Below are 20,373 nucleotides of genomic sequence, written 5' to 3' on the forward strand. Positions count from 1 at the left end.
CCGCGTGGCTGGCAAGATGAATTCATGCTGTGATGCAACATCAAAATCGAACTTGGAAAAGGCAAGGAGGGGGAGAATCGAAGCGCAGGAAAGGAAGCAGTAAAGGAAGCAGTAAAGGAAGCAGTAAAGGAAGCAGTAAAGGAAGCAGTAAAGGGAAGAAAACCAAAACCGAGGGTATCACCGTGGTCAAACAAAAAAGGATATGTCTATGAGCAGCATTGCAAGCCGCAGCACCGTCGCAACGCCTTTCGAACAGCACCCGCAGACCTGGCGCGCCGTCATTTCGTCGTCCATCGGCAATGCGCTGGAATGGTTCGATGTCTTGCTGTACAGCGCCATGGCGGTCACCATCGCCAAACTGTTTTTCCCGACGGCGAACCAGACCGTTTCGCTGCTGATTACCTTTGCCACTTTCGGTGTGTCGTTTTTCATGCGGCCGCTGGGCGCGGTCGTCATCGGCGCCTATTCCGACCGTGTCGGCCGCAAGGCGGCCTTGACGCTGTCGATCCTGCTGATGATGATCGGCACCTTGCTGATCGCGATCATGCCGACCTATGCCCAGATCGGCTTGTGGGCGCCGGCCGGCATCGTGCTGGCGCGCTTGCTGCAAGGCTTTTCCGCCGGCGGCGAATTCGGCAGCTCGACCGCCTTCCTGGTGGAGCATGCGCCGCACCGGCGCGGATTCTTTTCCAGTTGGCAGGTCGCCAGCCAGGGCCTGAGCATCGTGCTGGCGGCGCTGGCAGGGGCGCTGCTGTCATCCCAGCTCAGTACCGAACAGCTGGAATCCTGGGGCTGGCGCCTGCCGTTTTTCTTTGGCTTGCTGATCGGACCGGCCGGTTATTACATCCGCAAGAACCTGGAAGAGTCGCCTGAATTCGCCCAGGCCGACGCTACCCGCACGCCGCTGCGCGACATCATGACCAGCCAGAAGATGCGGCTGCTGATCGGTTCCGGCAGCGTCATCATGGCTACCGTGTCGGTCTACCTGGTGGTCTACATGCCGACCTATGCGGTCAAGCAGCTGGGCATGACGTCGACCGCTTCGTTCAGCGCTACTATCCTGGCCGGCCTGATCATGCTGCTGTTCTCGCCGGTGGTCGGCCAGCTTTCCGACAAATATGGGCGCACCCCGTTCATGCTGGCCAGCAGCGTGCTGTTCGTGTTGCTGACTTATCCTTTGTTCGCCTGGCTGTCGTTCAACCCGAGCTTCATCAACCTGCTGCTGGTGCAAGGCGTGATCGGCCTGTTGATGACCATGTATTTTGCCTCGATGCCGGCGCTGCTGTCGGATATTTTCCCGGTCCAGACCCGGGGCACCGGCATGTCGCTGAGTTACAACATCGCGGTGATGATTTTCGGCGGTTTTGCAGGCATGACGATCACCTGGCTGATCGCCGTTACAGAGAACAAGCTGGCGGTGACCTTCTATGTAATCGGCGGTGCATTATTGAGCGTGATCGCTACGCTTGCAGCGCGTTACAAGTTGCGCCTGCGCTAACGGCCTGCGCGGCCCGTCCAGGAAATGCATGACAGTCGACGCCAGTGTGGCTTGTCTGTCATGCAAAAAATATTCGATTAAAAAAATAAACGAAAAATTGTTTCTATTTTAGGGATTCGTGCCTACAATGGCGGAAAGCGATACCAAAACAAACTACGCCAATTACACGGAGATAAAACATGACGAACGTGGTAACTGAGGTCGCAGTATTCGGCGCCGGCCGCATCGGCAAGATCCATGCGGGCAACCTGGTGCTGCAGCCAGGCGCCAACCTGAAATATGTCAGCGACATCAATACGCAAGCCGCACAGGAACTGGCTCAGCAGCATGGCGCGCAGGTGGCGGATATCGACAGTGTGCTGGCCGATGCGAGCATAGGCGCGGTGCTGATAGCCTCCAGCACCGACACTCACGCAGACCTGATCATGCGCGCGGCGGCGGCAGGCAAGGCGATTTTTTGCGAAAAGCCGGTAGACCTGACGCTGGAGCGCGCCAAGGCATGCGCGCGCGCGGTAGCAGACGCCGGAGTGACTTGCATGATCGGTTTCCAGCGCCGTTTCGATCCGACCTTCAGTGCATTGAAAACGCGCCTGGCAGCCGGCGAAATCGGCGATCCGGAAATGCTGATCGTCACCAGCCGCGACCCTGGTGCACCGCCGGTATCATATATCAAGAGCTCAGGCGGCATTTTCAAGGACATGCTGATCCACGATTTCGATATTTTCCGCTGGATACTGGAAGACGAAGCCGTCAGCATCTCGGCCACCGGCAGTTGCCTGACCGATCCGGCGATTGCCGAAGCCGGCGATATCGATTGCGCGGCTGTCACCATCCGCAGCCGCCGCGGCCGTTTGTGCCAGATCAACACCAGCCGTCGCGCCGCCTATGGCTACGATCAACGCTTTGAAGTGCTTGGCAGCAAAGGCATGCTGCAAGCCGGCAATCACAAGCCGACCGAGGTAGTCGCTGCCGGCGCCCATCACGTCAGCCAGGACAAGCCGGAGCACTTCTTCCTGGAGCGTTACCGGGCTGCATATGCCAGCGAGATTGCCCATTTCTTCGATGCCGTGGTCAACCAGGCTGCGGTGCGCACCACCATCGAAGACGGCGTCAAGGCGCTGGAACTGGCGGAAGCGGCGACGCTGTCCTGGCGTGAAAATCGTACTATCGAGCTGGCAAAATGAATCCATCATCACATCACGCGCCAATACTGAAGGTCGGCATCGTCGGCCTTGGCAGGTTAGGGCGCCGCCATGCAGAAAATCTCATGTCGCGCGTCGCCGGAGCAACCCTGGTTGCGGCCTGCAGTCCGCTGCAGAGTGAACTGGAATGGGCGCGCGATACCTTGCAGGTGCCGCACCTGTACGAAGACTACGCCGCTTTACTGGCGCATGGCGGCCTGGATGCGGTGTTTCTGGTGACGCCGACATCCCTGCATCCGCAGCAGATCATCCAGGCCCTGCGGGCCGGCAAGCACGTGTTTTGCGAAAAGCCGCTGTCGCTTGACCTGGAGGATTGCCGCCGCGTCAGCGCTGAAGCTGCGCTGCATCCGCAGCTGCAGGTCATGATCGGTTTTGTGCGGCGCTTCGACGCCAGCTATCAGGACGCCTACAGGAAAATCCAGCAAGGCGCCATCGGTTCGCCATTCATGGTGTATTCGCAAACCTGCGATCAATACGATCCGGATGGTTTCTTCGTCAAGTTTGCAGCGACCAGCGGCGGCATATTCCTCGACTGCAGCGTGCACGATATCGACCTGGCGCGCTGGCTGCTCGGCAATCCACAACCGGTCCGGGTCTACGCCAGCGGCACGCGCGCGATCCATCACGACCTGCAGCAGTTCCAGGATGTCGACAACGGCGTCGCCATTTGCGAATTCGATAATGGCAAGCTGGCCACTTTCTATGCGTCGCGCACCATGGCGCATGGGCATGACACCATGACTGAAATTACAGGAACGGCAGGGCGCTTGACCGTGGGCGGCAATGCGCGCAAGAACCGCCTGGAGATTGCCGACGCGCACGGCGTTCGCAATGAGTGCCTGCCCAGTTTCTTCGAGCGCTTCGAAGATGCTTTCCTGACCGAGGTCACCAGTTTCGTGGAGGCGATACGCCGCCAGCGCAAACTGGAGCTGACTCTGGATGACGCTACCGAGGCGACTCGCATCGGCATCGCGTTACGCGAATCGCTGCTGTCGAAACAGCCGGTGTTGCTCTGACAGCGTTTGCCTGCGCGATGGCAGCGGCATTTGATCGGGGAAAGTGACTATTTGATCGAATGCGATATTTGGCGACGGGGGAGAAAATGCGGGGTCAAGGTTTTACTTGCGTAGCAATGAAATACACGGCTGAAACCAGCAGTCCCACAGCGCCTGTCAATTTCCAGGTCAGCCCGTCCAGCACTTTATACAAGGTGGCGAACTCCTTGTGCATAACAGCGAATTCTTTGTACATAGTGGCTTCAAGATCTTTAACGTCCGCTTTTGTCGCGCAGTTATCCAGCCTGGTCTCTATACGAGAAAGGCGGTCGCGCGTCTCGATCGCGAATTCTTCAAGTTTGTTGACTCTTGCTTCCATGGCATCATCATAACCACCGCCTCCACCCGTGGCAAGCCCGGATTTCTCGCTCCGCCGCGTACTGCCCTTGCTCTCGATATGCTTAAGTTCAGCCATATTTCTCCCCAATCCGTATTGCCAGCTTACGGCGACTGCAGATGGGAAATTGTACTGTAATTATCTTGTCATTTATTCATCGTAACCTTCGATTGCGCCCGTTTCCTCCACATTAAGCTCAAGCCTATAAGCCAGCGCAATGAACAGGGCCTGGCAAAGGCACATGGCGTTGGTCAGCGAGCGAAATGCAAATGCGCTGCCTTCCTTGACGGTCAGCAATACCGATGCATGGCGGGCCAGCGGACTCAGCTGGCTGTCGGTGATCACCAGCGATTTTGCCTGGTGATGATGGGCCAACCGCACGCAGGCCTGGGTTTCCTTGCCGTAGGGCGTAAAGCTGATCGCGATCACGACGTCGTTCTTGCCTATGCTGCGGATCTGCTCGCGGATCATGCCGCCCAGGCCTGACAGCAGGTGCACGCGCTTGTTGGTGTGCTGCAAGGCATATACGATGTAGCTGGCGATAGGGAAGGAACGGCGCACCCCGATCACATAGATATTTTCGGCCTTCTGCAACAGCTTGACCGCTGCGTCGAACTGCACGTCGTCCATGCCGTTCAGCAGTTCGTCCAGGCCGCTGCGGCTGGCGGCGATGAATTCGCGCGCCATCGAACCACCGGTGAGCGGGGTTGGCTTGGCGTCGATCAGCTTGCGTATCCGTTGCTGGTAGTTTTGCGAAGGGATCGCCTGCGCCGTATAGGCATCGCGGAAAACCGCCTGCATCTCGCTGAAGCCACTGAAGCCGAATTGCTTGGCGAAGCGCACGATGGCGGACGGCTGCACATCGCAATGCTCGGCGATGTCGCTGATCCGTTCCAGCATCAGGCTGCTGCGGTGTTGCTCCACATAGGTGGCGATAATCTTCAGCTGGCGCGAAAGCGTTGCGTATTGTTCGGCGATTTGCAGCATCAGCTGGTCGACAGTCGGCGTATCTGCCATGGTGTTCTTTCTGATTTATGTCGTGAAGCAATTATAAAGAAAATTTGGCAAGTGAAAATAAAATTCTAATTTAAATTTAATTGAAAAAAACGTTGCATATTGAATCCGCTTGTTCTATTGTTTAATACCGATGACGCTGTCGGATCCGGGCGATCAGCCTAAAGGGTAGTGAACAAAACAACAACGGAGACAACTATGCAACGAATCAGATGCAAGGGCCTGGCCAGGGTCCTGATGGTGACGGCGCTGGCGATGAGCTTTGGCGCGATGAATGCCACTTATGCAGCAAATGAAAAATTCGTCCTGATCAGCCACGCACCGGATTCCGATTCCTGGTGGAACACTATCAAGAACGCCATCAAGCAGGCCGGCGAAGATTTCAACGTTACAGTCGATTACCGCAATCCGCCCAATGGCGACCTGGCCGACATGTCGCGTCTGATCGAGCAGGCCGCGGCCCGTCATTATGATGGCGTGATCGCCAGCATCGCCGATTTCAGCGTGCTGAAAAAAGCCATGGAAAACGTCACTGCCAAGAAAATCCCGCTGGTCACCATCAATTCCGGCACCCAGCAGCAAAGTGAAGAGCTGGGCGCGATCATGCACGTTGGCCAGCCGGAATACGACGCGGGCAAGGGCGCCGGCGAAAAAGCCAAGGCCGCCGGCATCAAGTCTTTCCTGTGCGTCAATCACTATGCCACCAATCCTTCTTCCTTCGAACGCTGCCGCGGTTTTGCCGAGGCTATCGGTGTCGATTATAAAAAATCAACGCTGGATGCGGGCCAGGATCCGACTGGCATAGAGAGCAAGGTCAGTGCCTATTTGCGCAACAATCCCGGCACCCAGGCGGTGCTGGCGCTTGGTCCGGATTCGGCTTCGCCAAGCTTGCGCGCGCTGCAAAAAATGGGCTTGAAAGGCAAGATGTGGTTCGCTACCTTCGACCTGTCGGAAGAAGTAGCCAAGGGCATCAAGGATGGTTCCGTGCAGTTTGCGATTGACCAGCAACCCTACCTGCAAGGTTATATCCCGGTCGCCGTGCTGGCCATCATGACGCAAAACAAGACCACCGATGTCGCCACCATCCAGGCCAAGCTGAAAGCCAATCCGAAGTTCCAGGCCCGGCTGGCCGAATATGGGCTGGCGCCGCTCTACGGACCGCGCCACATCAGCTCCGGTCCTGGCTACATCACCAAGGATAATCTCGACAAAGTGCTGAAATACGCTGGCCAGTATCGCTGATCCGGGCCTTGTTTTACACGGCTGCCCGTAACGGCGACGGCACGGGCAGCCGGCAAACGGAAATCCAGGGGGACTATGCACCCCGGGCTTTGTTACGCCCGCCGCATTTCGCCATTCCCCCGCCAGGCCGGTCCGACACGCGGCTAACGCGGTTAAGTTAATACATGCAGGAGATACACAATGAATTCAAGCAGTGTGCACGCTGACAAGCTTGGCGCCGACGGTGTCGCCCCGGCGCAGCAGAAGGCGGCGCCGAATGATGAGCGGGTCCGCAAGGAAGGGGCTTTGAAACGGTTCCTGGGACGTCCGGAATTTGCCTCGCTGGCAGGCGCGATCCTGGTCTTTATCGTATTCGGTTTCGCCGCCGGCGATTCCGGCATGTTCAACCTGGATGGCGTCGTCAACTGGATGCAGGTGGCGGCCTACCTGGGCCTGATCTCTATCGGCGCCTGCGTGCTGATGATCGCCGGCGAGTTCGATTTGTCAATCGGTTCGATGATCGGCTTTGCCGGCATGATGGTGGCGATTCCCACCGTCTATTTCCACTGGCCGTTCTGGCTCGCGGTACTGTTTGCCTTTGCCGGCTCGATGGCGCTGGGCTGGCTCAACGGCTACCTGGTAGTCAAGACCAGGCTGCCTTCCTTTATCGTCACGCTGGCGTTCATGTTCATCCTGCGCGGCCTGACGCTGGCGTTATCGATCATGTTCGCCAACCGTACCATCGTCAGCGGCGTCGGCGACCTCGCCGCGAACGACTGGCTGGGCAGCTGGCTGTTCACCGGCAATCTCGGCAGCGGGCTGTTCCACTGGATGGCCAATCATGGCTGGATCGCCACCATGGCCAACGGCCAGCCGCTGGTGGCAGGCATTCCCAAGGTGATCGCCTGGTGGCTGGTGCTGGCGCTGGGGGCGAGTTTTGTCCTGGCGCGCACCCAGTTCGGCAACTGGATCTTCGCCGTCGGCGGCGACGCCAACGCCGCCAAGAATGTCGGCGTGCCGGTGAAGCGGGTCAAGATTTCGCTGTTCGTATTCACCGCTTTCTGCGCCTGCCTGTTTGCCGTGCTGCAGGTGGCGGACGTCGGTTCGGCTGCGGCCGACCGCGGCTTGCAGAAGGAATTCGAAGCCATCATTGCTGCCGTGATCGGCGGCGCCTTGCTGACCGGCGGCTACGGTTCGGTGATCGGCGCCTGCTTCGGCGCCCTGATCTTCGGCGTGGTGCAGATCGGCATTACCTATACCAATCTCAATTCCGACTGGTTCCGCGTGTTCCTTGGCGTGATGCTGCTGGTGGCTGTATTGTTCAATAATTATGTCCGTCGCCGCGTGACGGAGGCGAGGTAATCATGAGTGAATCCATATTGGCCTTGGAAAACGTCAGCAAATATTTCGGTTCGGTGATCGCCTTGCAGAATGTCACATTGCGCTTGAAAAAGGGCGAAGTGCATTGCCTGCTGGGCGACAACGGCGCCGGCAAGTCGACCCTGATCAAGACGCTGGCGGGAGTACACAAGCCGTCCGAAGGAGAGTACCTGGTCGACGGCCAGCCGGTCTCTTTCAATTCGCCGAAAGAGGCGCTGGATGTCGGCGTGGCGACCGTGTACCAGGACCTGGCCCTGGTGCCGCTGCTGTCGGTGGCGCGCAATTTTTTCATGGGGCGCGAGCCAACCAAGAAGGTATTCGGCATCACCGTCATGGACATCAATTATGCGGCCGAAACGGCGCGTGAAAAGCTGGCTGAAATGGGCATCATGGTGCGCGATCCGCACCACGCGATAGGCACCATGTCGGGCGGCGAAAAACAGTGCCTGGCGATTGCCCGTGCAATCCATTTCGGCGCCCGCGTCCTGATCCTGGACGAACCGACCGCGGCGCTTGGCGTCAAGCAGTCTTTCAATGTGCTCAAGCTGATCCACAAAGCGCGCGAGCGCGGCATTTCGGTGATTTTCATCACCCATAATGTGCATCATGCCTACCCGATCGGGGACTCGTTTACCTTGCTCAACCGCGGTAAATCGATGGGTACTTTCACCAAGGATAATGTGACCAAGGATGAAGTGCTGGACATGATGGCGGGCGGCGCGGAAATGCAAACGCTGATGAACCAGTTAGAAGGCATCCAGGTTTAAAGGAATACACATGCAAGCCACAAACAATCAATTCGCCGCAGACCGTAAGCTCGACGTCATTTGCATCGGGCGCCTGGCGGTAGACCTGTATGCGCAGCAGGTCGGCGCGCCTCTGGCGGATGTCAGCAGCTTTGCCAAATACCTGGGCGGCTCTTCCGCCAACATCGCTTTCGGCTGCGCCAGGCTGGGCCTGAAATCGGCGATGCTGGCGCGGGTCGGCAATGAGCATAACGGCCAGTTCCTGACTGCGGCGCTGGCGGCCGAAGGCTGCGATGTCAGCCAGATCAAGGTCGATCCGGAGCGGCTGACCGCGCTGGTGATGCTGGGCCTGAAAGACAAAGACACTTTTCCCCTGATTTTTTACCGCGACAACTGCGCCGACATGGCGCTGGCGGAAGAAGACATCGATGAGGCGTTCATCGCCTCCAGCAAGGCGCTGCTGATTACCGGCACCCATTTTTCCACGCAGCAGGTGCATCGCAGCAGCAGCCTGGCGCTGGAATACGCGCGTCGCAACAACGTCCGCACGGTGCTCGACATCGACTACCGGCCGGTATTGTGGGGCCTGGCCCAAAAGGGCGACGGCGAGACGCGGTTCATCGCCAACGACGGCGTAACCAGTCACCTGCAAGGCATCCTGCCGAAATTCGACTTGGTGGTCGGCACCGAAGAAGAATTCATGATTGCCGGCGGCGGCCGCGACATCATCGCCTCCCTGCAGGCGGTGCGCGCCGTCAGCCAGGCGACGCTGGTGGTCAAGCGCGGGCCGCTGGGCTGCGCCGTGATCCACGGCGCGATTCCAAAGTCGCTGGATGAAGGTTTCAACTACAAGGGCGTGCGGGTCGAAGTACTCAATGTGCTGGGCGCCGGCGATGCCTTCCTGTCGGGTTTCCTGAAGGGCTGGCTGAACGGCGAAGACGATCAAAGCTGCTGCCGTTACGCCAATGCTTGCGGCGCCCTGGTGGTATCGCGCCATGCTTGTGCGCCGGCGATGCCGACGCCGGTCGAACTGGCATATTTCCTTGAGCATGCAGAACGCATGCAGCGGCCCGACCAGGATGCACACCTGCAGCGCCTGCACCGGGTCACGGCGCCACGCAAAACCTGGGATGAGGTGAATGTCTTCGCCTTTGACCATCGCAACCAGTTCTTTGAGCTGGCGCGCGAATTTGGCGGCGGCGCCGGCGAAGCGCGCCTGCCGCAGCTCAAGCAGCTGCTGGTGCAGGCGGTGGCGGCTACCGAGCAGGCGCTCGGATTGCAAGGGAAGATCGGCATATTGTCAGATGACCGTTATGGCCAGGATGCGTTGAATGCCGCTACCGGACGCGGCTGGTGGATCGGCCGCACAGTGGAACTGCCGCTCTCGAATCCGCTGGAATTCGACTACGGCCGTTCGATAGGTTCGCATCTGCTGAGCTGGCCGAAGGAGCACGTGGTCAAGTGCCTGGTGCAGTTTCATCCGGACGATGCGGTAGAAAAACGCCTGGAGCAGGAAGCGCAGATCCGCGGCCTGTACAACGCGGTGCAGGTCAGCGGCCATGAACTGCTGCTGGAAATCATCCCGCCCAAGGATTTGCCGAGGGCTGACGATACCGTGCTGCGCGGCATCAAGCGCCTGTACAACCTGGGAGTTTATCCCGAATGGTGGAAGCTGGAATCGATGTCGGCCCAGCAGTGGCAGGCGATCGACAGCCTGATTGCCGAGCGCGATCCCTATTGCCGCGGCGTAGTGCTGCTGGGGCTGGCGGCGCCGGTGGAAGAACTGGCCGCGGGCTTCCGTGCCTCGCGGCACAGCACGACCTGCCGTGGTTTCATGGTGGGACGGACGATTTTCCATGAGCCATCCAAGCTGTGGCTGCAAGGGCAAATAGACGATGCCGCCTTGATCCGGCAGGTAAGAACCACTTTCGAAAAACTCATCGGCGTCTGGCAGGCCAGTCGCAGCGAAGAGCAGGCAGCGGAGCGCGCAGCATGAATGCAAAAACCATACGCCTGACCATGGCGCAAGCATTGGTGCGTTACCTGGCCGCCTTGCGGGTCGATACGGCGGACGGCCAGGCGCCATTGTTCGGCGGCGTCTTTGCCATCTTCGGCCATGGCAACGTGGCTGGCCTGGGAGAGGCGCTGTACCAGCATCGGGAACAGTTGCCGACCTATCGCGCGCATAACGAACAGGCCATGGCGCATGCCGCGATCGCCTATGCCAAGACGCACATGCGACGGCGCATGATGGCGGTCACCAGCTCGATCGGCCCGGGCGCCACCAACTTGTTGACGGCGGCGGCCCTGGCTCACGTGAACCGCTTGCCGGTGTTGCTGCTGCCGGGCGATATCTTCGTTTCGCGGCGGCCCGATCCGGTGCTGCAGCAGGTGGAAAATTTCCAGGACGGCGGCGTCTCCGCCAACGATGCGTTCAAGCCTCTGTCGCGTTATTTTGACCGCATCTGCTATCCGGAGCAGTTGCTGACAGCCTTGCCGCGCGCGATCCAGGTGCTGACCGATGCCGCCGAATGCGGCCCGGTGACGCTGGCGTTGCCGCAAGACGTTCAGGCCATGGCTTACGATTATCCGGTTGAGTTTTTTGCGCCGCAGACGGTCAGGTTCCGCGCCCGCGGACCGGCGGCGGACGAGCTGCAAGAGGCGCTGGCATTGCTAAAAAACGCCCGGCAGCCCTTGATCGTGGCCGGCGGCGGCGTGTTGTATGGCGAAGCCACCGAAGCGCTGCGTGCTTTTGCTGAAAAACATGCGGTGCCGGTGGCGGAAACCCAGGCCGGCAAAAGCGCCTTGGCCTGGCGCCATCCCTTGCAGCTGGGGGCGCTCGGCGTGACCGGTTCGCCGGCTGCCAATGCGCTGGCGCAGAAGGCCGATGTTGTGATTGCGGTAGGCACCCGGCTGCAGGATTTCACTACCGGTTCGCACTCCCTGTTCGGCCAGGCAAAACTGCTGTGCATCAATGTCAACGCGGTCGACGCCATGAAATGGCAGGGCACGCCGATGTTGTCCGACGCCCGGCTGGGGCTGGCTGCCTTGTCGCAAGGCTTGCAGGACTGGCGTTCCAGCACCGGCTGGCACGCATTGGCGCTGGAGCAGGCCAACAGCTGGCGCGCCACGGTCGACAAGATCACCGGCCAGAGGGAAATAGAAGCGCCGGCCCTGCCGTATGACGGCGAGGTGATTGGCGCGGTCCAGCGGTCCAGCATCGACTCGACCGTGCACGATATCGTGGTCTGCGCCGCCGGCACCTTGCCGGCCGAGCTGCACAAGCTGTGGCGCACTTCGACGCCGGGTGGTTACCACGTCGAATATGGCTATTCGTGCATGGGCTATGAAATCGCCGGTGCGCTCGGCGTCAAGCTGGCGCAGCCGGAGCGCGACGTGATCGTGATGGTGGGCGACGGCAGCTACCTGATGATGAATTCGGAGATCGCCACCTCAGTCATGCTGGGCAAGAAACTGATCATCGTGGTGCTGGACAACCGCGGCTACGGCTGCATCAACCGCCTGCAGCAGGCTTGCGGCGGGGCGCCGTTCAACAACATGCTGGAAGACTGCCTGCAAGGGCCGCAGGGGGCGCCGGCCATCGATTTTGCTGGGCATGCAAGATCGCTTGGCGCGCTGGCGGAAAACGTCAAGACCATCGCCCAGCTGGAAGCTGCGCTGCAACGGGCGCGCGCCGCCGACCGCACCTACCTGGTATGCATCGATACCGACCCCGCGCGCACTACCGACGATGGCGGCTGCTGGTGGGAGGTGGCGGTGCCGGAGGTATCTGAACGGCCGCAGGTGCAAGCCGCGCGCGCCGAATATGAACAAGCCCGCCACAGTCAAAAAGTGTGAGTGTTAATAATGTAATGCAGCGGAGAGACCATGACATTTAACGTAAAGATCGGCATCAACCCGATTTCCTGGATGAACGACGACTTGCCTTCGCTGGGCGGCGAGACGCCGCTGGAAACGGCGCTGGCCGAAGGCGCGCAGATTGGCTATCGCGGCTTCGAACTGGGTAACAAGTTTCCCAAGGAGGCGGCTGCGCTGGCGGCCGTGCTCGGCAAATACCAGCTGGAATGCATTTCGGGCTGGTATTCCGGCCGCCTGGCGACCGGCTCGGTCGAGGATGAAATCGCCGCTGTCGGCCCGCATCTGCGGCTGCTGGCGGAAAACGGCTCCAAGGTCATGGTGTATGGCGAAGTAGCCAACGCCATCCAGGGTCGGCCGGATCCCTTGTACAAGCGGCCACGTTTCCTGAACGACCTGGAATGGCGCCAGTATGCCGACCGGTTGACCGCTTTTGCGCGCTTCACCTTGTCGCACGGGGTGCGCCTGGCTTACCACCATCATATGGGCGCCTACGTTGAAACCCCGGCCGATGTCGAACGCCTGATGGCACTGACCGGCGATGAAGTCGGTTTGCTGTTCGACAGTGGTCACATCATGTTTGCCGGCGGCGATCCCTTGCAGGTGCTGCAGCAACATATCAAACGCGTCTGCCATGTCCATTGCAAGGATGTGCGGCCGGCGGTGGTGAAAATGGCGCGCAACGGCAACTGGAGTTTCCTGCAGGCGGTGATCAACGGTGCGTTTACGGTGCCGGGCGACGGCGCCATCGATTTCGACGGTCTGCTGCGTCTGCTGCACAGGCATGGTTACGCCGGCTGGCTGGTGGTCGAAGCGGAGCAGGATCCGGCTGTCGCTCCCAGCTATCAATATGCCGACATGGGTTATCGCCATCTGGCCGGACTGGTGCAGGCCATCGGCAACGAGCAGGAGGCAGCATGAGCCTGCTTGTCAAAGGCCAGCCGCAAGGACGGGAAATCGTCAGCGTCACGCCGCAGTCGGCCAATTGGCGCTTTGTCGGTTTTGCCGCCTACCGCCTGGCGGCTGCTGAACGGATCCGCTTCGATACCGCCGAGCGCGAAGTGTGCATAGTGGTGTTGCGCGGGGTGGTCAGCGTGCAAGCCGGCGACCAAACATGGAAAGAAATCGGCGAGCGCCAAAGTGTATTTGACCAGGTTTCTCCGTACGCCGTGTATGTGCCGCACAACCATGCCGTCACCGTCGGCGCCCACGGCGACGCGGAAATTGCAGTCTGCAGCGCACCCGGCCATGGCGACCTGGGGGCGCGACTGATCGAGCCGGGCATGGCCAAGCGTTCGGTGCGCGGGCAGGGCAGCAATACGCGCTATGTCTGCGATATCCTGCCGCAGGGCGAGCCGGCCGACCATCTGCTGGTGGTGGAAGTGGTTACGCCCGGCGGCCATTCTTCAAGCTATCCGCCGCACAAGCACGATACCGATAACCTGCCGCAAGAGAGTTCGCTCGAAGAGACCTATTACCATCGCCTCAATCCGCCGCAGGGTTTTGCTTTCCAGCGCGTATATACCGATGATCGTTCGCTCGACGAATCGATGGCGGTGGAAAACCACGATGTGGTGATGGTGCCGCGCGGTTATCACCCGGTGGTGGCGCCGCACGGCTACGACAGCTATTACCTGAACGTGATGGCGGGGCCCAGGCGTGAATGGCATTTCAAGAACGATCCGGCCCATGAATGGATGTTGCAGCGTTGATCCGATGCCGGACCAGGGCGCCGTCTATCAAGCGTCGTAAAAAATTGCATAAAAATCGCAAACTCCGATTGACCGAAGCTATCAAATGCACGTATTATTCGGTCTTCGGAATTGCAGTGAGTCTTACGGGGCTTCGCATTACGGCCCACGTGGCGGAATTGGTAGACGCGCATGGTTCAGGTCCATGTGCCGCAAGGTGTGGGGGTTCGAGTCCCTCCGTGGGCACCAGGAAACTGGTGTGAGAAGTGTAGAGAAACCGCATAAACAGTCATGTTTATGCGGTTTTTTTGTTTTCCGGGCTGTCTTTGCCGGTTTGTCATGAGGGAAGTTTGCCGTATTATGTAAAAATCATAACAAGTTCGAGGCTGTCCATGGTTTTTATCGCATCGCTCGCGTTGCTTTCCCTGTTTGTGCTGTGGGGTGCGCTGTCGCCGCTGAGCCTGGCTGCTGTGATGCAAGCGGCGCTGGGCAGCACGATCGTTAATTTCGGCTGGTTCTACCTGCTCTCGATGTTCAGCTTCCTGGTGTTTGCGCTTTACCTGGCGTTCGGCCGCTTTGGCGCGATCCGCCTCGGCGGCGAGGATGCCGAGCCGGATTTCAGCCGGCATAGCTGGTTTGCCATGCTGTTTGCCGCCGGCATGGGAATCGGGCTGGTGTTCTGGGGCGTGGCGGAACCGGTTTCGCATTTTGCCACGCCGCCCAGCGGTCCGGCCGGCGGTCCCGAGGCAGCCCGGATCGGCTTGCGCTATGCGTTTTTCCATTGGGGCTTGCATCCATGGGCGGCCTATTGCGTGGTGGCGCTGGCCCTGGCATTTTTCCAGTTCAACCGCAATCGGCCGATGCTGATGAGCACCACCTTCGAGCCGCTGATCGGCAAATATGCCCAAGGTTTCCTCGGCCAGGCCATCGATATCCTGGCGATCATCGCTACCGCCATCGGCGTCGCTACCTCGCTCGGCTTCGGCACCCTCCAGATCAGCAGCGGCTTGCACAAGGTGTTTGGACTGGATAACGGCCTCAGCTTGCAGCTATCGGTAATTGCGGTGGCCGCGGTGCTCTACCTGGCCTCGTCGCTCAGCGGCCTCGACCGCGGCGTCAAGATCCTCAGCAACCTCAACATGGTGCTGGCGCTGCTGCTGATGCTGTTTGTGCTGGCATTGGGGCCGACCCTGTTCATCATGGATGCGCTGACCACCACGCTGGGCGATTACCTGGACAACCTGATCAGCATGAGCATGCGCATGACGCCGTTTTCCAAAGGCACCTGGATTGCCGACTGGACCTTGTTCTACTGGGCCTGGTGGGTGACCTGGGCGCCGTTTGTCGGCACCTTCATTGCGCGCATTTCGCGCGGCCGCACCATCCGCGAATTCGTCACCGGCGTATTGCTGGTGCCGTCACTGATCAGTTTCCTCTGGTTCGCCACCTTTGGCGGCGCCGCGCTGCACGGCATCATGTTCGAGCATCTGCCGCTGGTGGATATCGTCAAGCAGGACAGTTCGCTGGCCTTGTTTGCCTTGCTCGATCACCTGCCGTGGGCTACCTTGACGTCACTGATTGCGATCGTGCTGGTGTCGGTATTTTTCATCACTTCCGCCGATTCGGCCACCTTCGTGCTGGGCATGATGAGCAGCAAGGGTAGCCCGGCGCCGTCGGCCCGGATCAAGCTGACCTGGGGTGTGCTGACTGCCCTGATCGCGGCGGTGCTGCTGATGGCCGGCGGCTTGAAAGGCTTGCAGACAACCTCGATCGTGATTGCCTTGCCGTTCATGATCATCATGCTGCTGATGTGCGTGAGCCTGTTCCGCGCGCTGGGCGAGGAGGCCGATACTCTGGAACGCCGGCGCCACGCGCGCGATCGGCTGCTGGAGCGTTTGCTGCGGGAGCGCGAGCAAACGCCGTCCTGATCCTTGATTCAAGCGGCTTCAGATTCTGGCCGGCGCCGCCGGGCAGCCGCGCCAGTTGGTGCCTGCCGGAATCGATTCGCCTTTCATCACCAGCGTCAGCGCGCCCAGCTTGGCGTTGTCGTTGACCGTCGCGCTGTACAGCACGAAGCTGCGCGGCCCCATGTAAACCCGGCTGCCGATGTTGACGTGGTCGATCTTCATGACCCGGTCTTCGAACAAGTGCGTCTGCGGGCAGGCCTGGGCGTTCAGTTCGCTGTAGTCGCCGATGGTGACGCAGTCGAATTCGGTGATGTCGGTGGTATTCATGTAAACCCCGCGGCCGATATGGCAGCCCAGCAGGTTCAGGGCCAGCGGCAGCCACGGTGTGCCGCGCAGGTAGCTCATGAAATTCGGTATTGCGATTCCTTCATACAAATTGGTGACGCCTTCAGACAGCCAGACGAAACGCGTCCACATCGGTACGCTGCATTTCTTGTAGCGCCCGATCAGCAGCCACTTGAGGGCGGCGATGAAGATGAAGGTGCCGATGCCGTACAGCAGGCCGGCGCTGGTGAGCAAGGAAACCACTTCGCCCCACTGGCCGGCGCCGGCCAGCGGCATCAGGTTCAGCACAACGGTATAACCGACCGCGATCACGATCGCATGCGGCGACACGATGCGGAAGCCTTCCACCAGCGCACGGCCCAGGCGGCGCCGGCGCGACGGACGGAACGTCAGGTGTTCCGGGAAACCGCTGGTCTGCTCGCGCGCCGGCAGGTTGATCGGCGGCGAGCCGAGCCAGGTGTCGCCGGGCTGCATGCGGCCATTGTCCGGCGTGCGCGAATGGACGCCGATCAGGACATTTTCCGGCAGGATGCTGCCGTCCGGCACATAAGCGCCGTTGCCGACGAAGCTGCGGCGCGAGATTACGGTCGGCTTCATGGTCATCCAGCCGCCGTCGATCTGTTCGTCGCCGAGCAAGACGGCATCGGCGATAAAGGTGTCGTCGCCCAGGGTCAGCATGTCCGGCACCACGCCCAGCGCGGTCGATATCTCGGCATGGCGGCCGACCTTGGCGCCCAGCAGGCGGTACCAGAGCGGCGCGTAGACGGTAGCGTAGACGCCATGCAAGACGCTCAGGCTGGATTCCTGAATCTGGTTGACCAGCCATTTGCTGCAATAGATATTGCTGCGCACCGGCCAGCTGCCGGCCCGCATGCGCGGCAGCAGGCTCCAGCGGATGCCGGCCGAGAGCAGGGCGGTGCACACGATCAGCACGGCAGTGGCAGGGAACGCCATGACGAAATATTTGGACAGCTGGAACGGCACATTGCCGTTGCTTTGCAGCCAGGGGAAACGATCGGTATCGTCGAGCCAGTCGATCAGGATGAAGCTGGGAAACACCGGCATGAAGAACAGGGTGGTGATCAGGAAAGCGCCGAACAGGAAAAATACCGATTCACCCAGCTGGCGCCTGCGCGTAACCGGCGGCCGCGGCGGTTTGGAGGCGTGATCGAAAACACCGGCATCGCGCGCCGGCGAACCGGTCCAGATGCGGCCCGCCGGCACCGCCTGACCTTCGCTGATGGCGCTCTGGCCTTCCACATGACCGAAGGCGCCGACATTCGTGTTGCCTTCCATGACGACATAGGAACCGATACAGCTTTCGCGCTGCAATGTAATCGGGCCTAGCCACAGCTCGCCGTGTTCGACGCGGGCATTTTCAAAATTGACGGCATTGCCGATGCTCACGCCGTCCTCTATGGTAAGCAGGTCGTGCGCGCGCAAGGTCATGGAGCCGATAACGACTTCCGAGCCGATGCGCGCACCCAGCGCCCGCAGCCACCAGCTGTACAAGGTCGAGCCGCTCAGCAGGTAGGCCGGCGCCGCTTCGATCAGGCGGTCGGCCAGCCACCAGCGGTAATAGGTCAAGCCCCAGAGCGGATAGCGGCCGGCTTTCAGGCGTCCGGCGATCAGCCATTTGGCGGCAATCGCAATGGCGAACTCAAACAGGGTGGCCAGCAGGAATACGCCTACCGACACCACGATTGCCAGGGCAATCGAATCGCCTGGATCGCCGGTGAAGAAGTGATAGGTGAAAAACGGCGCCAGCCATTGCATCATGCGCATTGCCACCAGCCACGGCACGGCGGCGGCCTGGGCGGCGCCGCACAGCCAGCGTTTCAGGTCCGACGGCGGGCTCCAGCTGGTGTCGACCGCGATGCCGGCCGCCGGCGCTACCGCCAGCACCTGGGCGATGCGGCCGACGGTGCGGTTCATGTAAATGTCGCGCACCGTCACATGGGCAAAATCGGGATTGGCGCGCAGGGCGGAGGCGAGTTTTGCCGCGAACAGCGAATGGCCGCCGAGATCGTTGAAAAAATCGGCGCTGCGCTGGATAGGCTGGCCAGGGAACAGTTTGTTCAACGCCGCGAACAGGGCCAGTTCGGCCGGCGTTTCAGGGACGTCGGAATCAAGGCCGCCGGCGCTGGTTAGCGCCAACGGCCTGGCTTTCAGAGTCTTGCGGTCGATCTTGCCGGAAGTCAGGCGCGGCATCTCTTGCATCGCTTCGAAGAAACCCGGCACCATATAGGGCGGCAGCCGTTCAGCCAAGGCGCTGCGCAGAACCGCAGGCACGATTTCTGCGCCGCTTTCGGCGACGATGAAAGCGATCAGCTGGTCGATGCCATCCTCCTGGCGCAATACGACCGCTACCGTGCCGACTCCCGGCTGGCGCGCCAGCACTTCTTCGATTTCACCCAGTTCGACGCGGAAGCCGCGGATCTTTACCTGGTCGTCGGTGCGGCCCAGGCACTGGACCCGGCCATCGGCTTCGATCCGGGCCAGGTCGCCGGTACGATACAGGCGGCGGTCATGTTCGCCGCTGGCCCAAGGATTGGCCAGGAATTTTTCGGCAGTCAGTTCCGGCCGTCCCAGATAGCCTTCGGCAACGCCGGGGCCGGTAATGCACAGTTCGCCGACTTCGCCGCGCGGCAGCAGGAGCAGGCCGTTTTCCGGAGACGGCTCAGTCCCCACCTCAGTCACTACCTCAGTCATCACCTTAATCACTAGCAAACCGTAATTCGGCAAGGGCCGGCCTATGGTGACCGTTTCATTGGCATGCAACTCAGCCAGGCTGGCCGATACCGTGGCTTCGGTCGGGCCGTAGGTGTTGAAGATATGCCGGCCGCTCCGTGTCCAGCGGCTGACCAGCGCTTCCGGGCACATTTCGCCGCCCAGGTTGATGATGCGCAGGCTTGGCACGTCCTGGTTGAACAAGGCCAGCAGGGTCGGCACGGCGTGCAATACGGTAATGCCTTGTGCGGCCAGCGCCGGCGGCAAGGCTTCCGGATCGGACGCCAGCTCCTTGGGCGCGATCCAGAGCGTGGCGCCGGCCAGGTAGCTGATCCAGATTTCTTCGAACGACATGTCGAAGGCTACCGAAAAGCCCTGGTAGACGCGATCGCTGGCGGTAACTCCCAATACCGCGTTTTCACTGCGCAGGAAATGGCAGATCGCGCCCTGGGTGATGGCGATGCCTTTCGGCTTGCCGGTCGAGCCGGAAGTGTAGATGACATAGGCCGGATCGCCGCGCTGCACGTTCTGGCGGCGCAGCAACGGCGCCTCTGTGGGCGCCAGCAATTGCTCGGCGGTCCAGACCTGGCAGCGGCCCGCGTCCAGGCGCGGCGCGAACTGCTGGCAGCTGACGATACCCGGCGCTTGCGCGTCCTCCAGGCAGACAGCGATCCGCTCCGGCGGCGTATCGGCATCCAGCGGCAGCCATGCGGCGCCGCTCTTGGCGATGCCGGCCTGCATGATCAGCAGGTCAATGCCGCGCGGCAGCCACAAGCCGACGATCTGGCCCGGACCGACGCCTGCAGCGATCAGGCGTGAAGCGACCAGGTCGGCGCAATGGTTGAATTCCTGATAACTCAGCTGGCGCTCGCCGAACACCATGGCGGTCTGGGCCGGCATGCGCTCGGCGGTCGCTTCAAGCAAGTCGGCCAGTACCTCATCGCGTATCAGCTCAGGCCGTGCCGGCCCTTGCAGAACGTCCGGGTGACTGGAAAAACCGCTGGCAGCCGCGTTATCGGCGAGCAAAGACTGAGTCATGGATAAGGCAAATAAAAGGGACGGGTGAACGATGGCAAGCGGGCGATGGTAGCACGCTGATATAGGTAACGTTCAGACAATTTTGCGCTGGACCGACGCTGTGGTTTTCCTGCTGGCGGCGGGCCTCACCTGCGCTTGTCCGAGGGCGTTTACGCGAGTGTAGGCAAGGCATTTTTTTATTCCCCGCTAACTAACTTGCAAATTGGAAACTATTGGTCGTATGATGGGGTATTCAGGGCCGGGTTTCAAGTACTGTCGTTTTTCGCAATTTCCTGCAATTCCGCTAAAGCTTTCTGACTGTGCAGTGTTTTTGCCAGTGGAGATCAGTGAGGT

The 20,373-nt window shown here is 60.5% G+C and carries 14 protein-coding genes and 1 tRNA gene; 12 read left to right on the plus strand and 3 right to left on the minus strand.

Annotated features, from left to right (window positions below; all coding sequences use genetic code 11):
* Positions 1-208: 208 nt before the first annotated feature.
* From CFter6_RS11055 to CFter6_RS11065, 3 genes are all read left to right on the plus strand, one after another.
* Entirely contained in the window at positions 209-1,498 is a 1,290-nt protein-coding gene (locus CFter6_RS11055) for an MFS transporter (RefSeq protein WP_061539960.1), read from the plus strand.
* A gap of 179 nt (positions 1,499-1,677) precedes the next feature.
* Positions 1,678-2,682 (plus strand): inositol 2-dehydrogenase, encoded by a 1,005-nt coding sequence (gene iolG, locus CFter6_RS11060; protein WP_061539961.1) that lies wholly within the window; start codon positions 1,678-1,680, stop codon positions 2,680-2,682.
* Positions 2,679-3,716, plus strand: a complete 1,038-nt coding sequence (locus CFter6_RS11065) for a Gfo/Idh/MocA family oxidoreductase (protein WP_061539962.1) — start codon at positions 2,679-2,681, stop codon at positions 3,714-3,716. Before iolG ends, CFter6_RS11065 begins: the two co-directional genes overlap by 4 nt.
* 94 nt (positions 3,717-3,810) lie before the next feature.
* Here CFter6_RS11065 and CFter6_RS11070 read toward each other — a convergent pair whose 3' ends face one another.
* Positions 3,811-4,170: a hypothetical protein gene (locus CFter6_RS11070; RefSeq protein ID WP_061539963.1), complete on the minus strand. Its 360-nt coding sequence runs from the start codon at positions 4,168-4,170 to the stop codon at positions 3,811-3,813.
* Positions 4,171-4,242: 72 nt separating this feature from the next.
* Entirely contained in the window at positions 4,243-5,109 is an 867-nt protein-coding gene (locus tag CFter6_RS11075) for a MurR/RpiR family transcriptional regulator (RefSeq protein ID WP_014005921.1), read from the minus strand.
* A 234-nt stretch (positions 5,110-5,343) separates the two neighbouring features.
* On the opposite strand from CFter6_RS11075, the gene CFter6_RS11080 reads away from it, so the two are divergent.
* The 9 genes from CFter6_RS11080 to CFter6_RS11120 all read left to right on the plus strand — a co-directional run bounded on the left by CFter6_RS11080 (position 5,344) and on the right by CFter6_RS11120 (position 15,948).
* Entirely contained in the window at positions 5,344-6,348 is a 1,005-nt protein-coding gene (locus CFter6_RS11080; protein ID WP_236904667.1) for a sugar ABC transporter substrate-binding protein, read from the plus strand.
* A 180-nt stretch (positions 6,349-6,528) separates the two neighbouring features.
* On the plus strand, positions 6,529-7,689 hold the full coding sequence (locus CFter6_RS11085) for an ABC transporter permease (protein WP_082814705.1): 1,161 nt from the start codon (positions 6,529-6,531) through the stop codon (positions 7,687-7,689).
* Positions 7,690-7,691: 2 nt separating this feature from the next.
* Positions 7,692-8,474 (plus strand): ATP-binding cassette domain-containing protein, encoded by a 783-nt coding sequence (locus tag CFter6_RS11090; RefSeq protein WP_061539965.1) that lies wholly within the window; start codon positions 7,692-7,694, stop codon positions 8,472-8,474.
* A gap of 10 nt (positions 8,475-8,484) precedes the next feature.
* On the plus strand, positions 8,485-10,449 hold the full coding sequence (locus CFter6_RS11095) for a bifunctional 5-dehydro-2-deoxygluconokinase/5-dehydro-2-deoxyphosphogluconate aldolase (protein ID WP_061539966.1): 1,965 nt from the start codon (positions 8,485-8,487) through the stop codon (positions 10,447-10,449).
* Positions 10,446-12,311 (plus strand): 3D-(3,5/4)-trihydroxycyclohexane-1,2-dione acylhydrolase (decyclizing), encoded by a 1,866-nt coding sequence (iolD, locus tag CFter6_RS11100; protein WP_061539967.1) that lies wholly within the window; start codon positions 10,446-10,448, stop codon positions 12,309-12,311. Before CFter6_RS11095 ends, iolD begins: the two co-directional genes overlap by 4 nt.
* A gap of 30 nt (positions 12,312-12,341) precedes the next feature.
* Complete coding sequence (gene iolE / locus CFter6_RS11105; protein WP_061539968.1) at positions 12,342-13,250, plus strand: myo-inosose-2 dehydratase; 909 nt, start codon at positions 12,342-12,344, stop codon at positions 13,248-13,250.
* Complete coding sequence (gene iolB / locus CFter6_RS11110; RefSeq protein WP_061539969.1) at positions 13,247-14,041, plus strand: 5-deoxy-glucuronate isomerase; 795 nt, start codon at positions 13,247-13,249, stop codon at positions 14,039-14,041. Before iolE ends, iolB begins: the two co-directional genes overlap by 4 nt.
* A gap of 143 nt (positions 14,042-14,184) precedes the next feature.
* Positions 14,185-14,269, plus strand: a tRNA-Leu gene (locus CFter6_RS11115).
* 143 nt (positions 14,270-14,412) lie between these two features.
* Complete coding sequence (locus CFter6_RS11120; RefSeq protein WP_061539970.1) at positions 14,413-15,948, plus strand: glycine betaine uptake BCCT transporter; 1,536 nt, start codon at positions 14,413-14,415, stop codon at positions 15,946-15,948.
* Positions 15,949-15,966: 18 nt separating this feature from the next.
* Here CFter6_RS11120 and CFter6_RS11125 read toward each other — a convergent pair whose 3' ends face one another.
* Complete coding sequence (locus tag CFter6_RS11125) at positions 15,967-20,040, minus strand: Pls/PosA family non-ribosomal peptide synthetase (protein ID WP_061539971.1); 4,074 nt, start codon at positions 20,038-20,040, stop codon at positions 15,967-15,969.
* Between the last annotated feature and the right edge of the window lie 333 nt (positions 20,041-20,373).

Source organism: Collimonas fungivorans (assembly GCF_001584145.1).
GTDB lineage: Bacteria > Pseudomonadota > Gammaproteobacteria > Burkholderiales > Burkholderiaceae_D > Collimonas > Collimonas fungivorans.

What these genes read in the sequence shown, in the direction of transcription:
- iolD (WP_061539967.1), top strand. Translation starts at nt 10,446, where the DNA reads ATGAATGCAAAAACCATACGCCTGACCATGGCGCAAGCATTGGTGCGT.
- CFter6_RS11070 (WP_061539963.1), bottom strand. Translation starts at nt 4,170, where the DNA reads ATGGCTGAACTTAAGCATATCGAGAGCAAGGGCAGTACGCGGCGGAGC.
- CFter6_RS11065 (WP_061539962.1), top strand. Translation starts at nt 2,679, where the DNA reads ATGAATCCATCATCACATCACGCGCCAATACTGAAGGTCGGCATCGTC.
- CFter6_RS11095 (WP_061539966.1), top strand. Translation starts at nt 8,485, where the DNA reads ATGCAAGCCACAAACAATCAATTCGCCGCAGACCGTAAGCTCGACGTC.
- CFter6_RS11080 (WP_236904667.1), top strand. Translation starts at nt 5,344, where the DNA reads ATGGTGACGGCGCTGGCGATGAGCTTTGGCGCGATGAATGCCACTTAT.
- CFter6_RS11055 (WP_061539960.1), top strand. Translation starts at nt 209, where the DNA reads ATGAGCAGCATTGCAAGCCGCAGCACCGTCGCAACGCCTTTCGAACAG.
- CFter6_RS11075 (WP_014005921.1), bottom strand. Translation starts at nt 5,109, where the DNA reads ATGGCAGATACGCCGACTGTCGACCAGCTGATGCTGCAAATCGCCGAA.
- CFter6_RS11120 (WP_061539970.1), top strand. Translation starts at nt 14,413, where the DNA reads ATGGTTTTTATCGCATCGCTCGCGTTGCTTTCCCTGTTTGTGCTGTGG.
- CFter6_RS11085 (WP_082814705.1), top strand. Translation starts at nt 6,529, where the DNA reads ATGAATTCAAGCAGTGTGCACGCTGACAAGCTTGGCGCCGACGGTGTC.
- iolB (WP_061539969.1), top strand. Translation starts at nt 13,247, where the DNA reads ATGAGCCTGCTTGTCAAAGGCCAGCCGCAAGGACGGGAAATCGTCAGC.
- iolG (WP_061539961.1), top strand. Translation starts at nt 1,678, where the DNA reads ATGACGAACGTGGTAACTGAGGTCGCAGTATTCGGCGCCGGCCGCATC.
- CFter6_RS11090 (WP_061539965.1), top strand. Translation starts at nt 7,692, where the DNA reads ATGAGTGAATCCATATTGGCCTTGGAAAACGTCAGCAAATATTTCGGT.
- iolE (WP_061539968.1), top strand. Translation starts at nt 12,342, where the DNA reads ATGACATTTAACGTAAAGATCGGCATCAACCCGATTTCCTGGATGAAC.
- CFter6_RS11125 (WP_061539971.1), bottom strand. Translation starts at nt 20,040, where the DNA reads ATGACTCAGTCTTTGCTCGCCGATAACGCGGCTGCCAGCGGTTTTTCC.